We start from the raw sequence: 14401 nt of genomic DNA on the forward strand, positions 1-14401 counted from the left end.
CGATAAATCCTGCAAAGGCTAATCAGGTCACGCGCTCACAGGCAATGGCGCTGTGCTGGCAACGGGCTGTTGATGCGTATGTTGAGCCGGGTTCAGGCCCAAGGCAAACGGAAGTGACCATTTGCAGGGCTGGGGCGCTGCGCGGTGCGGGATGGGCACTGGCGTGGCCTGTTACAAGTCCGCCTGGGGTGTGGCAGGAATGCGCCGATTCTAATCCCAGGCGCTGTGATGGCGAAAGCGCAGAGCGCTTAGTTAAAGCGCGAGGCGCTATTCGATGCGTTCGGCGCCGCGCAGGCGTTCGGCGCGGCGGCGCAGCAGTTCGATGGTCACCAGCAGGGCGATGGACACCAGGATCAGCAAGGTGGCGATGGCCAGGATGCTCGGGTTGATCTGCTCGCGCAGGCCCGAGAACATCTGCCGCGGGATGGTGCGCTGCTGGGGCCCGGCCATAAACAGGATCACCACCACCTCGTCGAAGGAGGTGATAAAGGCGAACAGCGCGCCGGAAATCACCCCGGGGCGGATCAGCGGCATGATGATGTCGAAGAACACCCGCAGCGGCGTCGCGCCCAGGTTCAGGGCGGCGCGGGCCAGGCTGTAGTCGAAGCCGGTCAGGGTGGCGGTGACGGTGATGATCACGAAGGGCGTGCCGAGGGCCGCGTGGGCGATGATTATGCCGAGGTAGTTGCCGGCCAGGCCCAGGTCGGAATAGAAGAAGAACATGCCGGCGGCGGTGATGATCAGCGGCACTATCATCGGCGACAGCAGCAGCGCGGTGATCAGCCGGCGCATCGGCATCTCGTCACGGGCCAGGCCCACCGCCGCGCAGGTGCCCAGCACGGTGGCGACCAGGGTGGCGAAGATGCCGATCAGAAAGCTGTTCTGGATCGCCAGTATCCATTTCGGGTCGTTGAGTATTTCCCGGTACCAGCGCAGCGAATAGGCCTCGGGCTGCAGGGTCAGCATGCCTTCGGTGAAACTGAAGAAGGGCTCGACGTTGAACGACAGCGGAATGATCACCAGGATCGGCAGGATCAGGAACAGCAGCACCAGCCAGGAGCTGGTCTTCAACAACCAGGCCGCCAGGTGATGCCAGAAGCCGTAGTAGGCGGGGATTTTCATCGTCGTCTGTTCCTCAGCCCAGTTTGATATTGCTGGCGCCGACGAAGCGGTCATACAGCCAGTACAGCAACAGGATCAACGCCAGCAGTAGCGAGCCGAGCGCGGCGGCCAGCTCCCAGTTGTTCGAGCGCTGCATATGGAAGGCGATGATATTGCTGATCATCTGCCCATCGGTGCCGCCGACCAGGGCCGGGGTGATGTAGTAGCCCACGGAAATGATGAATACCAGGAGCGCGCCGGCGCTCAGGCCTGGCAATGTCATGGGGAAGTAGATGCGCACGAAGGCGGGAATCGGCCTTGCGCCCAGGGACAGGGCGGCGCGCAGGTAGCTGGGGTCGATACCGCGCATCACGCTGTACAGCGGCAGAATCATAAAGGGCAGCAGGATATGGGTCATCGCCACTGTGGTGGCGAACGAGGTGTAGAGCATCTCGAAGGGCTCGCCTATCACCCCTAGGCCGAGCAGGAAGGAGTTGATCACCCCGTTGGTCTGCAGCAAGGCGATCCAGGCGGTGGTGCGCACCAGAAGGGAGGTCCAGAACGGCAGCAGCACCAGCACCAGCAGCAGGTTGGCGCGGTTCTCCGGTAGGCCGGCCAGGTAGTAGGCCAGCGGGTAGCCGAGCAGGGCGCAGAACAGGGTGATCACCAGCGCCATATTCAGGGTCTTGGTATAGAGCTGCAGGTAGATCTGGGTGTCTTCACGCACCTGGATGCCCTGTTCCGGGTGCAGTTCCAGGTCCAGGGCGGTCAGGTAATAGTCGTAGGTGTAGACCTTGCCCGCGCGCTGGATGGCATTCCACAGTTCGGGCTTGCTCCAGTTGCGGTGGGACTTGAGCAGGGTGTCTGCACCCTGTTGCTCGAGCTGTGCGGGTTGCAAGCGGGCGATCTTGCGCGCGCTGGCCTTCACCACGCTGGACATGCCGGTATAGGCGCGGTTGAACTCCTCGGCCAGTTTGCCGGAGAGGCGCACCTTGTCCAGGCCCTGCAGTTCTTGGACGAACACGCCCAGGGTCTGTTGATCGGGTAGGGCTTTGCCGTCCCAGCGCTGCAGCTCAGTCAGGGTCAGCGGAATCAGTTCGGCCACGGCCGGGTGGTGCACGCTGCGCCAGAGCATGCTGGCGATGGGCGCGACGAAGGTCAGCAGAATAAACACCAGCAGCGGCACCACGAACAGAAAGGCGGTAAGGCGTTTCTTGTTGCGGGCGCTGGCGGCTTGGCCGGCTTCGGTGGTGGTCAGGGAGGACAAGACAAGACTCCGTGTAGGGTGGGTTAGCCGCAGGCGTAACCCACCGTTCAATGCTGCGAATAACAGTGGGCGGTGGGTTACGCCTGCGGCTAACCCACCCTAGGACTTTACTTCAGCAACCACTCGTTGAATTTCTCGCCGAGGGATTCGCCGTAGTCCGCCCAGAATTCCGAGCCGGCCTGGAAGCCTTTATCCAGGTGCGCGGTGGGCAGGTGCGGGGCGGCGGCCGGGTCCATCATGGGGGCGGAAGACTTGCGGGTCGGGCCGTAGGCCACGTCCGACATGCCCGCCAGCGGCTTGGACTGGGTGGCGTAGGCGATAAACTTGAACGCCAGGTCTTTCTTCGGCGAGCCTTTCAGCACGCCCCAGGCGTCGAGGTCATAGACGTGGCCGTCCCAGACGATGACGAAGGGTTTGCCTTCCTGGCGGATGGCGTCATAGAAGCGCCCGTTGGCCGATTGCACCAGCACCGCGCCGCCGTCGTTGAGCAGTTGCGGCGCCTGCGACCAGGAGTCGAACCAGACGATGTCTTTCTTCAGGCTGTCCAGCTTGGCGAAGGCGCGGGCCTGGCCTTCCGGAGTGGCCAGCACTTCGTAGACCTCGGCCGGGGCTACGCCGTCGGCCAGCAGGGCCCATTCCATATTGACCTGAGGGCGCTTGCGCATGGCGCGCTTGCCGGGGATCTTCTTGGTGTCGAAGAAGTCGTTGATGGAGGCAGCCGGGGTGCCGCCTATGGTGTTCTTGTTATAGGCGAACACCACCGACCAGACGATATTGCCCACCGCGCATTCATTGGACAGGGCTTCGGGGATGAAGTCGTCGGCCGCTGCCTTGCCGTCGACGCCAGCCGGCAGGATGTCGCGCGGGATGGTTTCCAGCAGGCCTTCGGAGCAGGCGCGTTCGAGGTCGATCACCTCGAGGTCGACCACGTCCCACTGGATATTGCCGGACTCGACCTGGGCCTTCATTTCGGCGACGCCGCCGGAGTAGTCCTCGAACAGCACCTTGATTCCGCTGTCTTTCTGGAAGGGATCGATCATGTGTTTTTTCTGCGCCGTGCCATAGGCGCCGCCCCAGGACACCACCGTCAGGCTGTCCTCGGCGGCGGCGGTGAACGACGCCATACCCATGGCTGCCGCCAAAGCGAATGTGGAAAAGCGGGTCAGTGATCTAGCCATTGCTGTGCTCCATTGCTTTTAGTCTTATGGTTAGAGCGTCGTCGGAACCTCGGGGCGATCCAGGGCCTGGCTGTCTTGCGGCAGCCAGGCCAGGGCAACCTCTTCCTTGGCGCTGAGTTGGGGTGCGGAACTGTCATTCATGTTTTTCACCACCAGTTCGGTGCCGCCAGCGGTTTCGAAGTGGTAGCGGATATATTCGCCGACATAGTGGCGGGTGACGAAGCGCGCCATGACCTGATTGCCGGCAGTGCCGAGGCGGTCGGTAAAGGTGAGTTTTTCCGGGCGGATCGACACAGTGGTGGGCAGGCCGACTTGGGTGCAGTTGGCCTTCAGGCTGCTGACCAGACCGCCGTCTTCCAGGCGCACGCCGACCGTGTCGCTGCCGACGGACTCGATCACACCCTTGAGTTTGTTGCTCTCGCCGATAAAGTCGGCGACGAACAGGTTGGCCGGGCGCTCGTACAGCACATGGGGCGGCGCGCACTGCTGGACTATGCCGTTGTTGAACACGGCGATGCGGTCGCTCATGGTCAGGGCTTCGGTCTGGTCGTGGGTGACGTAGATCACGGTGAAGCCGAGCTGCTCGTGCAGGCGCTTGATCTCGAACTGCATCTGCTCGCGCAGCTTCTTGTCCAGGGCGCCCAGGGGTTCGTCCATCAACACTATATCCGGGGCGAAGATCAGCGCCCGGGCCAGGGCCACCCGCTGGCGCTGGCCGCCGGACAGTTGCCCGGGGAAGCGGTTGCCGAAATCCAGCAACTCGACCAGGGCCAGGTACTCGTCGACCTTGGCGCGGATTTCATCTTTGGGTCTTTTGCGGATCTTCAGCGGGTAGGCCAGGTTCTCGCGCAGGGTCATATGCGGGAACAGTGCGTACTGCTGGAACACCATGCCGATATTGCGCTGATAAGGTGCGATGCTGGTGACCGAGCGGCCGTTGATCAGGATCTCGCCGCTGGTCACGTCCTCGAAGCCGGCGAGCATCATCAGGCAAGTGGTCTTGCCGGAGCCGGAGGGGCCGAGCAGGGTGATAAATTCGCCCTTGGCCACGTCCAGGTTGAAGTCTTTGACCACCAGATTCTTGTGGTCGTAGGTCTTCTTTACATTGGTGAATTGCAGGAACGGTTTGTCCCCAGCTTGGTCAGCCATACCCCTCCCCAAGTTTCCTTCAAAACAGACCCGCGGCTTATGGCCTTGGCCTGACTGCTTGAATCAGTTGACCTCGTTCTCTGTAGATCCGGGCAACTGTTATCTGCTATTCGAATAGCTGTTGAAAACAAAGCAATTAGCACGCCAGTCGGGCAGAAGCCTGCAGTTGGCGGCTCGCTCAGGTTTCTAGCCTAGTCCAGTATGGATTTTGCGCCAGCGGGCTGTGGGGACGGGTAACACTGGGGGCGCGCTGGGCCCCCAGCGTAGCGCACTGGCTGGGGGCAGAGGCTCAGCTATTGGGCAGCAGGCGGCAGGTCAGCGACTTGATATAGCGGGTCTCAGGGATAGCTGGGTGCACCGGATGATCCGGGCCCTGGGCGCCGCGTTCGAGCAGCTGGATATTGCGATCCAGGTGGCGCGCGCTGGTCAGCAGAATGTTCTGCAGGTCGTCTTCCGGCAGGTGCATGGAGCAGCTGGCGCTGATCAGGATGCCGTCCTTGTTGAGCAGGCGCATGGCCGCCTCGTTGAGGCGGCGGTAGGCGGCCTCACCGTTCTTCAGGTCTTTCTTGCGTTTGATAAAGGCGGGTGGGTCGGCCACTATCACGTCGAAGCGCTCTTCCGAGGCCTTCAACTGCTTGAGGGCTTCGAACACGTCGCCTTCGACGCAGGCGACCTGGTCGGTCAAACCGTTCAGCGCGGCGTTGCGTTCCACCCCGTCGAGGGCGAAGCCGGAGGCGTCGACACACATCACGTCGCTGGCGCCGAACGCCGCGGCCTGTACGCCCCAACCGCCGATATAGCTGAACAGGTCGAGCACGCGCTTGCCCTTGACGTAGGGCGCCAGGCGCGCGCGATTCATGCGGTGGTCGTAGAACCAGCCGGTCTTCTGCCCTTCGATCACCGGGGCTTCGAACTTCACGCCGTTCTCTTCCAGCGCCACCCATTCCGGCACCACACCGAAGGGGGTCTCGACATAGCGCTGCAGGCCTTCGGCATCGCGGGCCGCAGAGTCGTTCTTGAGCAGGATGCCGCTGGGCTTGCACACCTGGATCAGCGCGGCGAGCACCTCGTCCTTGTGCCGTTCCATGGTGGCGGAGGCCAGTTGCACCACCAGGATGTCGAAGAAGCGATCGACCACCAGGCCCGGCAGCAGGTCGGAGTCGCCATACACCAGGCGGTAGCAGGGCTTGTCGAACAGGCGTTCGCGCAGGGACAGGGCGACATTGATGCGGTGCACCAGCAGGGATTTGTCCAGCACATGCTTGACGTCGCGGGACAGCAGGCGGGCGCAGATCAGGTTGTTCGGGCTGAGCGCGACAACCCCCAGCGGCTTGCCGCCGGCGGCCTCGAGAATGGCCTGCTCGCCCGCGGCAAAACCGTTGAGCGGGGTGGCGGCGACGTCGATTTCGTTGCTGTAGACCCACAGATGGCCGGCGCGCAGGCGTCGATCGGCGTTGGCTTTTAGGCGCAGGCTGGGCAGGGACATGCTGGGGGACTCCGAAAAAAGAGCGGAATTATAGCGGGTTAGTCGGCCCCGCGGTTTTTCACGAAACCAGATGAAAGTTGCCTGTGGTAGCCGGGTCGCTTTGGCTAGACTGAGTGGCACCCTTTATCTCGGTTGTCGCCCGCATGGCTTACGAACTCTCCGCCGAACAGCTTCAGAAGGCCCTGCAGGGCATCAGCGTGCCGCCGCAGCCGCAGATCATGGTCGACCTGCAGATGGAGCAATTTATGCCCTCGCCCGACCTGCGCAGCATCGCCACGCTGATCAGCCATGACCCAGGGCTTTCCGGGGCCTTGCTGAAAATCGTCAATTCGCCGCATTTCGGCCTGACCAACCGCATCGCCTCTATCCAGCAGGCGGTCGACCTGCTCGGCTGCAATACGGTGATCAACCTGATCAACGCCCAGTCGATCAAGGGCGAGTTGACCGACGAGGCGATAGTCACCCTCAATCGCTTCTGGGATACCGCCCAGGATGTGGCTATGACCTGCCTGACCCTGGCCAAGCGCATCGGGTACCAGTCGCCGGACGAGGCCTACACCCTGGGGCTGTTCCACAACTGCGGCATCCCGCTGATGCTCAAGCGCTTCCCCGACTATATGACGGTGCTGGAGGAGGCCTACGCCAGTGCCAGCGCCGAACGGCGGGTGGTGGACACCGAGAACCGCCTGCTCAATACCAACCATGCGGTGGTCGGTTATTTCACCGCCAAGTCGTGGAACTTGCCGCTGCACCTGTGCGAGGCGATTTCCAGTCACCACAATGCCCTGGCGGTTTTCACCGAAGAGGCGGGTGGCGACGCGCAGCTGAAGACCCTGCTGGCGATCCTCAAGATGGCCGAGCACATCTGCGCCTGCCACAAGGTGCTGGGCAACCAGGCGCAAGACCATGAGTGGCAGAGCATCGAGCAGCTGGTGCTGGAGTATGTCGGCCTGTCCGAATATGACTTCGAGAACCTCAAGGAAAGCATTCGCGACCTCGGGGCGACCTGAAGCAGTCGAGCTTTTGGTCTTTCTGCTGCCTGCTAAGCTTGCTGCATAGTCCAGCGCAATTGGGTGGGCGCTATGCGCAACCTACTGATCCTGCTTGCTGCTCTGCTGTGTCTGGGCGGACAAGCAGGGGATGCGCCGCCCCTGAGAGTCATCTTCGGCCAGTCCCGGCCACCCTTCGTCATGGCCGAAGAAAGCCGCGGCGTGTCGGTGGATCTGGCCCGGGAAGTCTTCGCGCGCATGGGCGAGTCGTTCGTGCCGCTGTTCGCCTCGAACAAGCGGATGGAAATCGAACTCCGCCAGGGCCGGGTGGATGTGGCGGTCGAGGTGCAGCCGAGCGACCCCGAGCTGTTCTACTCGCGACCTTTTATCGCCTACCGCAATTACCTGGTCACTCGGCGGCGGCAGAACATCCAGTTTTCCGGGCGCTGGACGGACTTGCAGGGGGTGACGGTGTGCGCCTGGCAGAACGCCGCGCAAAGTCTCGGCAGTGCCTTTGTCGAGGCCAGCAAGGGCTTTGCCCGCTATAGCGAGTATTCCTCCCAGCGCACTCAGGTCGAGGCCTGGCTGCTGCGCAGCTGCGATGCCATTCTGATCGACGACGCGCTGCTGGAGTGGCAGTGGCAGCGCCTGCGCAAGCAGAACCCGCGGGTCTTCGGCGACAGCGACCGCGATGTGGTCCAGGTGCCTTTGCCCCAGGGGCACGAGCTGTGGTGGTACGTCGGCTTTCGCTCGCGCGAACTGCGCGACCGCTTCGACGTCGCCCTGGCGCAGGTCCACGCCGATGGCAGCTACCAGCGGCTGCGCCAGCGCTATGGGCTGCAGTAGTCGTCTGTTGATAGCGCTAGACCAGGCCGCTGGCTCGTCGCTCCAGCGCATTCCTGCTAAGGTGGCGGCCGCCCAACCCGCTCGCCTCGATCGAACTCATATGCCGGAACTGCCTGAAGTCGAAACCACCCGCCGCGGCATCGCGCCCTATCTGGAAGGCCAGCGCGTCAGCCGGGTGGTAGTGCGCGAGCGGCGTTTGCGCTGGCCCATTCCGGAGGATCTGGACGTGCGTCTGTCCGGTCAGCGCATCGAGTGCGTGGAGCGGCGCGGCAAGTACCTGTTGATCAAGGCCGAGACCGGCAGCCTGATAAGCCATCTGGGCATGTCCGGTAGCCTGCGCCTGATCGAGGCCGGGCTGCCGGCGGGCAAACATGAGCATGTGGATATCGAGTTGGAGTCGGGCCTGGCGCTGCGCTATACCGATCCGCGGCGCTTCGGTGCGCTGCTGTGGAGTGCCAATCCTTTAGAGCATGCGTTGCTCAGCAAACTCGGCCCCGAGCCCCTGACCGAGCTGTTCGATGGTTTACGCCTGTTCCAGCAGTCGCGCGGCCGCAGTATGGCGGTCAAGCCCTTTATCATGGACAACGCGGTGGTGGTCGGGGTCGGCAATATCTATGCGACCGAGGCCTTGTTCGCCGCCGGTATAGATCCGCGCCGCGAGGCCGGCTCCATCTCCAAGGCGCGCTATAGGCGGCTGGCGGATGAGATCAAACGCATCCTAGCCCAGGCCATCGAGTGTGGCGGCACCACCCTGCGCGATTTCGTTGGCGGTGACGGCAAACCGGGCTATTTCCAGCAGGAGCTGTTCGTCTACGGGCGCGGCGGCGAGTTTTGCAAAATCTGCGGCAGCACCCTGCGCGAGGTCAAACTGGGGCAGCGCGCCAGCGTTTATTGTCCGCGCTGCCAGCGCTAGCTGTGGCGAGAGCGGTTAGCGTTAACCGCGCCCTGGAAGTCCGCGAACAATAAGAACTATAGAGGCTGAGATGTCCGCTAATTATCTGCCAGCCAATCCTATGGCCGAGTGGTTGGGTCGCACGGTGCTACGGCTTATGGGTTGGCGTATCGAAGGCGAGTTGCCGAACCTCGATAGGTTTATCGTCATAGGCGCGCACCACACCTCCAACTGGGACTTTGTGATCTTTATCGCGTTCAAGTTCGTGTTGCGCCTGAACGCCCGCTGGTTCGGCAAACATACGCTCTTCCGCTGGCCGTTCGGCGGCCTGATGCGACTGTGGGGCGGCATTGCGATTCGCCGCGATCGCCAGGTCAATAGGGTGGAACAGGCGGTGCAGGCATTTCGGGAACACCCGGAATTTATCCTGGTGCTGTCGCCAGAAGGCACGCGCAAGAAGGTCGAGCGCTGGAAGATGGGCTTCTATCACATCGCTCGGGGGGCGGGCGTGCCCCTAGTGCTGGCCGCCCTGGATTACCGAAACAAGCGGGTTTATATCGGGCCGACCTTCTGGCCGACAGGGGATGAGGCGGCCGATCTCCGGGAAATTCTGGCATTTTACCGGCCCTTTATTCCGAAAAAGCCCGAGTACGCCTTTTATGGCGATTGACGGCCGTCACGCTGACAATTGTCAGAGCGCTGTTATAGTTAGTCTCACCGCCTCCTAATAGCTGAAGGATCGCCCCATGAAACTGTTCCGCTCAACCGCTGTTGTCCTGGCGCTGACCACTGGCCTGCTGGCGCTGCCGGCTTCCGCAGAAGTGGTGCAGCAGAATAACGGCAACGGTGGCGACTCGCTGTACACGGCCGATGCACCCAAAGCGTATTCCATGATTGGCGACCTGCTGATCGCTCGCCCTCTGTTGATCGCTGCCACCGGTATTGGTGCGATAGCCTTTGTGGTGAGCCTGCCCTTCTCTGCCGCAGGCGGCAATATCGGCGAAGCGGGCAAGTCGTTGGTGGTCGAGCCGGGTAAGGCGGCATTCGTACGTTGCCTGGGTTGCACCATCAGCGGTTACAAGAAGAGCTGATGCGGTTCTGAATACCTGATCGCGGTCGCGATCCCCTGCAGAGATGGCGGCTGAGTCGACTGCTATTTGTCCACTGGCGCCGAGCGCTAATTGCGCAGCATTTCCAGCCTTGGCGCGCTGACATCCGCCCAGAGCGCTAGCTAGGGCTGTGCAGGAGCCACCACCGCGGTGCCTATGCCGCGCGGGTCGCTGGCGGCTTCTACCCGACTGCGCTGTTTATCCCAGAACAACACCTGCTGGTTGCCGTATTGGCGGCCAGTGGGCTTCAGGCTATGGCCAAGCGCCTCCAGGGCTGCAATCTCCGCTGCGCTGAACCTATCCGGTTCATGCTCGATCAGGTCCGGGTTGAACTGATGGTGATAGCGGCCGGCGCTGGGCCAGCGTTCGATGGGCTGGCCATCCAGGTATTCGAGTATGGCCAGCAGTACCATGCTGGGAATCCGGCTGCCGCCCGGGGTGCCGAAGCTGGCGAAATCGTTGGTACTTTCGATAAAGGTCGGGCTCATGCTCGATAGTGGCCGCTTGCCGGCGGCTATGGCGTTGGCCTGACTGCCGGCCAGGCCGTAGGCGTTGGCGCCCTGCACATCGGCGGCGAAATCATCCATTTCATTGTTGAGCAGCACGCCGGTGCCCGGCACGGTAAAGGCCGCGCCGAACGGCAGGTTGACCGATAGGGTGGCGGCTACCGCATTGCCTGCGTCATCCAGCACCGAGAAATGGGTGGTGTGGTCGCCCTCATGCCAGCCTCCAGCCGGTGGCAGGCTAGCGCTGGGGGTGGCTTTATGCGGGTCGATACTGCCGGCCAGTCGTTGTAGATAGCTGGGCGCGAGCAGCTGCTCGATCGGGTTGGCGACAAAGTCCGGGTCACCCAGCAGGCCGCGATCCCGGTAGGCGCGCCGCAGCGTTTCGACTACCAGGTGAGTGCGTTGTACCGGCTGGGCGGCGCGCCAGGGCAGTTGTTGCAGCATCAGCAGGCTTTGCCCCAGGGCCAGGCCGCCGGCAGAGGGGGGCGGGGCGCTGATCAGCTCGCGACCCTCGGTCAGGCGGACACGCAAGGGTGTGCGTTCGACGGTTCTGTACTGAGCCAGATCTTCCAGGGTCCAGATCCCCCCAGCAGCACGTACGCCATTGACCAGCTTTTCCGCCACCGCACCGGCATAGAAGCCCCGATGGCCATAGGCGGCCAGGCGCTCCAGGGTGTTGGCCAGCTCGGGTTGGCGCAGCAGGCCGAATTCTGCGGGGATCTCGCCCTTTTCCAGAAAGATCCGCGCGGTTTCCCCATCATCGCGCATGGCCGCCAGGCGCCAGCTGGCGCGCTCACGGTACAGCCTATCGATACCTACGCCATCGCGTGCCAGGCGGATGGCCGGGGTCAGCGAGTCGCGCAGCGGCAGGCGGCCGAAGCGCTCGGCCAGTTGCACCAGGGCGGCGGGCAGGCCCGGAATGGCCGCAGCCAGGGGGCCGTCCAGGGAAAGTTGCGGCTGCACCGCCCCGTCGATTTTATACAGGTCGGCATGGGCGGCTAAAGGCGCGCGTTCGCGGGCGTTGAGAAAGCGGTAGGTCGGCGGGCTGCCGGCTTCGCGCAGCAGAAAGAAACCGCCGCCGCCCAGCCCCGAGCCATAGGGTTCGACCACCGCCAGAGCGGCGCTGATGGCCACCGCCGCATCGAAGGCATTGCCGCCCATGGCCAGGGTTTCCTGACCTGCGACTGTGGCGGCGGGGTGGGCGCTGGCGATGGCAACACGGCCGGGCTGTTCGGCGGCCTGCAGGCCGAGGGCGAATAGGACAAGCAGCGCTCCACCGAGGGAGCGCCAGTAAGCGAGGCCGCGGATCAGGCGGCGCACAGTCAGGCTTTGCCGGTGAGGATTAGATATTTCTGCATCAGCTCATCCTTGCTCTCGACATGATTTGCGTCGAGGGGGATGCAGTCGACCGGGCAGACCTGCTGACACTGCGGTTCGTCGTAGTGGCCGACGCACTCGGTGCACAGGTTGGGGTCGATCACATAGATCTCCTCACCCTGGGAAATCGCGGCGTTGGGGCACTCGGGTTCGCAGACGTCGCAGTTGATGCAGTCGTCGGTGATGATCAGGGACATGAAACACTCCTGCTACAACCCGCGGTTGCAGCCTTGAAAAGCGCCTGAAGGCGATACGGTAAATTGTGCCGCATCAGGGCCGCGCTTGCACGCGGCCAGCGCTGCGCGGTTAGCGCTTGAAGCGTTCGTGCAACGCGGCGGCCACGGCCGGATGAACGAATTTGGAGATGTCACCATCCAGGGCGGCGATTTCGCGCACCAGGGTGGAGGAGATATAGGAGTACTTTTCCGACGGGGTGAGAAACAGGCTTTCCACGTCCGGGGCCAGTTGGCGGTTCATATTGGCCAGCTGGAACTCGTATTCGAAGTCCGAAACCGCACGCAGGCCGCGCAGAAACACGTTGGCGCCTTGTTCCTTGGCGAAGTGCGCGAGCAGTGTGGAGAAACCCATCACTTCGACGTTCGGCAGATGCTGGGTCACTTCGCGGGCCAGGGCGACGCGTTGCTCGAGAGGGAACAGGGGGTTTTTCTTCGGGCTGGCGGCCACCGCGATGATCACGCTGTCGAACAGCCGCGAGGCGCGCTCGACCAGGTCGCCATGGCCCTTGGTGATGGGGTCGAAGGTGCCGGGGTATAACACTCGATTCATCGTGACGTCCTGGCGCGTAAGGGAATCGGATGGTAGCGCAGCGATTCTCCGGGGCCAAGTCGAACTTAGAGCCTGTTTCGTATCTCGCAACTAGAGCGAGACAAGGCGCTATGTAGTAACAGCCTCCGGCTGGTCAAAACAGCCGAGGAAGCGCAGTTTACGAGCTGTAAATGAGCATGACTCGTTGCACTCGCCCTGCGGGTCGCGCTCAAGCGCGTTAGCGGCAAGCCGCTTTCCGAGGCTGTTTTTAACGCCGGATGGCCGACGCGCAGCAGATCGTAAACAGGTTCTTAGGCTTTGCCGCGGGTGATGAAATACAGCGCCGTGGCGATCAATAAACAGGCCAGCGCCAGCCAGTCGGCGTGCACCGGCGCAGCGCCTCGTTATAGCCGGGGCCGCTGGAGGCCCCTCTATGCGCCTAGTCGCTCGGCCAGCAGGGTCGCCAGCTTGGCGGTCAGGCCATAGATCGACAGCTGCGGGTTGGCGCCGATGCTGGTGGGGAACAGCGAGCCGTCGTGGATCGACAGGTTGCTCAGTTGGTGATGTCGGCCGAGGCTGTCGGTCACCGCCTGCTGCGGGTCTTCGCCCATGGCGCAGCCGCCCATCACATGGGCGCTGCCCAGGCGGGTGCGGTAGATTTCCAGGCTCAGGCTGTCGATCAGGCTCTTGGCTTCGCCCAGGGTCTTCACGTAGCCGGCGTCGGCATGCAGTGGCAGCACGGCGCGGGCACCCGCGGCGAACTGGATCTCGGCCATGCTGTGGAAAGCCCGGCGCACGCCATCCCAGCTGTACTCGGTCATCTGATAGTCGAGCACCGGGCTGCCGTCGCCGCGTAGCTCCACCCTGCCTTCGGCGCTGTCCGGGTGGAAACCGTCGCGCAGCAACGCCAGCATCACGTTGGTATTGGGCAGTTGCTCCATGCGCAGGGCGTTGTCGATGCCGAAGCGGCCGAGCAGGGTGGCGGTCAGCGCCGGATGCAGCGGCGGCACTTCCAGCTTGTAGGAGGCATGCCCGGTGGCGCCGTCATTCCACTGGAAATGGTCGGAATAGATGGATTGCGGCGCGCCGTAGAAGGGATTGATCAGCTGCTCGAACAGCGCAGCGGAGAAGTTCACCGGGTGCAGGAAGGTGCGTTTGCCGGTGCGCTGGTGCGGGTCGGGCGCGTTGGAACGCAGCAGAATGCCCGGGGTATTGATGCCGCCGCCGGCCAGCACGTAATGCTTGGCCTTGACCAGGATCTTGCGCCCGGTGGGGGCCACGCAGCGCTCGTCCAGGCCCAGGCATTCGATGCCGCTGACCTTGTCGCCGTCCAGCAGCAGGCGCTCGGCGCGCGCCAGGTAGAGCAGCTCGCCGCCTTTGGTCAGGGTCGCCGGGATGCTGGTGACCAGCATCGACTGCTTGGCGTTGGTCGGGCAGCCCATCCCGCAGTAGCCCAGGCTCCAGCAGCCGCGCACGTTGCGCGGTATGACTTTCCAGTCGTAGCCGAGTTTGCTGCAGCCGCTGCGGATCACCTCGTTGTTGGCGTTCGGCGGCACCGCCCAAGGCGCGATGCCCAGGCGCTGTTCCATCTGTTCGAACCAGGGCGCCATCTCGGCCGGGCTGTGACCTTGCACGCCATGTTCCTTGGCCCAGTGTTCCAGGGTCGGGGTCGGGGTGCGGAAGCTCGAGGTCCAGTTGACCAAGGTGGTGCCGCCCACCGCGCGGCCTTGCATGAT

The 14401-nt window shown here is 63.2% G+C and carries 14 protein-coding genes; 5 read left to right on the forward strand and 9 right to left on the reverse strand.

All coding sequences use genetic code 11. The features are described from left to right. Positions 1 to 267 precede the first annotated feature (267 nt). The 5 genes from Q8Q83_RS05565 to Q8Q83_RS05585 form a co-directional block, all read right to left on the reverse strand. Positions 268 to 1122 (reverse strand): ABC transporter permease, encoded by an 855-nt coding sequence (locus Q8Q83_RS05565; protein WP_305621865.1) that lies wholly within the window; start codon positions 1120 to 1122, stop codon positions 268 to 270. Between the two features lie 13 nt (positions 1123 to 1135). After that, the gene (locus tag Q8Q83_RS05570; RefSeq protein WP_305621866.1) at positions 1136 to 2368 is read right to left on the reverse strand and encodes an ABC transporter permease; all 1233 of its coding nucleotides are present in this window, start codon (positions 2366 to 2368) and stop codon (positions 1136 to 1138) included. A 107-nt stretch (positions 2369 to 2475) separates the two neighbouring features. Then, positions 2476 to 3546, reverse strand: coding sequence for an ABC transporter substrate-binding protein (locus Q8Q83_RS05575; RefSeq protein ID WP_305621868.1), 1071 nt, complete (start codon positions 3544 to 3546; stop codon positions 2476 to 2478). A gap of 30 nt (positions 3547 to 3576) precedes the next feature. Beyond that, positions 3577 to 4695, reverse strand: a complete 1119-nt coding sequence (locus Q8Q83_RS05580) for an ABC transporter ATP-binding protein (RefSeq protein WP_305621869.1) — start codon at positions 4693 to 4695, stop codon at positions 3577 to 3579. A 289-nt stretch (positions 4696 to 4984) separates the two neighbouring features. Further along, a complete protein-coding gene (locus tag Q8Q83_RS05585) occupies positions 4985 to 6181 on the reverse strand; it encodes a class I SAM-dependent rRNA methyltransferase (protein ID WP_305621871.1) in 1197 nt (398 codons plus the stop codon). A 197-nt stretch (positions 6182 to 6378) separates the two neighbouring features. Between Q8Q83_RS05585 and Q8Q83_RS05590 the strand changes: the two genes are divergently transcribed. The 5 genes from Q8Q83_RS05590 to Q8Q83_RS05610 all read left to right on the forward strand — a co-directional run bounded on the left by Q8Q83_RS05590 (position 6379) and on the right by Q8Q83_RS05610 (position 9999). Beyond that, the gene (locus tag Q8Q83_RS05590) at positions 6379 to 7191 is read left to right on the forward strand and encodes an HDOD domain-containing protein (protein WP_305621887.1); all 813 of its coding nucleotides are present in this window, start codon (positions 6379 to 6381) and stop codon (positions 7189 to 7191) included. A gap of 72 nt (positions 7192 to 7263) precedes the next feature. After that, positions 7264 to 8016: an ABC transporter substrate-binding protein gene (locus tag Q8Q83_RS05595; protein ID WP_305621873.1), complete on the forward strand. Its 753-nt coding sequence runs from the start codon at positions 7264 to 7266 to the stop codon at positions 8014 to 8016. 100 nt (positions 8017 to 8116) lie between these two features. Further along, positions 8117 to 8929, forward strand: a complete 813-nt coding sequence (gene mutM, locus Q8Q83_RS05600; RefSeq protein ID WP_305621874.1) for a bifunctional DNA-formamidopyrimidine glycosylase/DNA-(apurinic or apyrimidinic site) lyase — start codon at positions 8117 to 8119, stop codon at positions 8927 to 8929. A 70-nt stretch (positions 8930 to 8999) separates the two neighbouring features. Beyond that, a complete protein-coding gene (locus tag Q8Q83_RS05605) occupies positions 9000 to 9578 on the forward strand; it encodes a lysophospholipid acyltransferase family protein (protein ID WP_305621875.1) in 579 nt (192 codons plus the stop codon). A 76-nt stretch (positions 9579 to 9654) separates the two neighbouring features. After that, positions 9655 to 9999 (forward strand): multidrug transporter, encoded by a 345-nt coding sequence (locus Q8Q83_RS05610; protein ID WP_305621877.1) that lies wholly within the window; start codon positions 9655 to 9657, stop codon positions 9997 to 9999. Between the two features lie 140 nt (positions 10000 to 10139). Here Q8Q83_RS05610 and ggt read toward each other — a convergent pair whose 3' ends face one another. The 4 genes from ggt to Q8Q83_RS05630 form a co-directional block, all read right to left on the reverse strand. Further along, positions 10140 to 11792 (reverse strand): gamma-glutamyltransferase, encoded by a 1653-nt coding sequence (gene ggt / locus Q8Q83_RS05615; RefSeq protein ID WP_305621889.1) that lies wholly within the window; start codon positions 11790 to 11792, stop codon positions 10140 to 10142. Between the two features lie 53 nt (positions 11793 to 11845). Continuing rightward, on the reverse strand, positions 11846 to 12097 hold the full coding sequence (locus Q8Q83_RS05620) for a YfhL family 4Fe-4S dicluster ferredoxin (protein ID WP_305621879.1): 252 nt from the start codon (positions 12095 to 12097) through the stop codon (positions 11846 to 11848). A 109-nt stretch (positions 12098 to 12206) separates the two neighbouring features. Next, the gene (coaD, locus tag Q8Q83_RS05625; protein ID WP_305621881.1) at positions 12207 to 12686 is read right to left on the reverse strand and encodes a pantetheine-phosphate adenylyltransferase; all 480 of its coding nucleotides are present in this window, start codon (positions 12684 to 12686) and stop codon (positions 12207 to 12209) included. A gap of 410 nt (positions 12687 to 13096) precedes the next feature. Then, positions 13097 to 14401, reverse strand: a 1305-nt coding sequence (locus tag Q8Q83_RS05630; protein ID WP_305621883.1) for a GMC family oxidoreductase, incomplete at its 5' end; no start/stop codon positions are given.

The sequence above is a fragment of the Pseudomonas sp. genome (assembly GCF_030696055.1).
Classification (GTDB): domain Bacteria; phylum Pseudomonadota; class Gammaproteobacteria; order Pseudomonadales; family Pseudomonadaceae; genus Aquipseudomonas.

Coding starts and splice junctions, on each gene's coding strand:
- Q8Q83_RS05605 (WP_305621875.1), top strand. CDS start 9,000: ATGTCCGCTAATTATCTGCCAGCCAATCCTATGGCCGAGTGGTTGGGT.
- Q8Q83_RS05565 (WP_305621865.1), bottom strand. CDS start 1,122: ATGAAAATCCCCGCCTACTACGGCTTCTGGCATCACCTGGCGGCCTGG.
- Q8Q83_RS05620 (WP_305621879.1), bottom strand. CDS start 12,097: ATGTCCCTGATCATCACCGACGACTGCATCAACTGCGACGTCTGCGAA.
- Q8Q83_RS05580 (WP_305621869.1), bottom strand. CDS start 4,695: ATGGCTGACCAAGCTGGGGACAAACCGTTCCTGCAATTCACCAATGTA.
- mutM (WP_305621874.1), top strand. CDS start 8,117: ATGCCGGAACTGCCTGAAGTCGAAACCACCCGCCGCGGCATCGCGCCC.
- Q8Q83_RS05585 (WP_305621871.1), bottom strand. CDS start 6,181: ATGTCCCTGCCCAGCCTGCGCCTAAAAGCCAACGCCGATCGACGCCTG.
- Q8Q83_RS05595 (WP_305621873.1), top strand. CDS start 7,264: ATGCGCAACCTACTGATCCTGCTTGCTGCTCTGCTGTGTCTGGGCGGA.
- Q8Q83_RS05575 (WP_305621868.1), bottom strand. CDS start 3,546: ATGGCTAGATCACTGACCCGCTTTTCCACATTCGCTTTGGCGGCAGCC.
- Q8Q83_RS05610 (WP_305621877.1), top strand. CDS start 9,655: ATGAAACTGTTCCGCTCAACCGCTGTTGTCCTGGCGCTGACCACTGGC.
- coaD (WP_305621881.1), bottom strand. CDS start 12,686: ATGAATCGAGTGTTATACCCCGGCACCTTCGACCCCATCACCAAGGGC.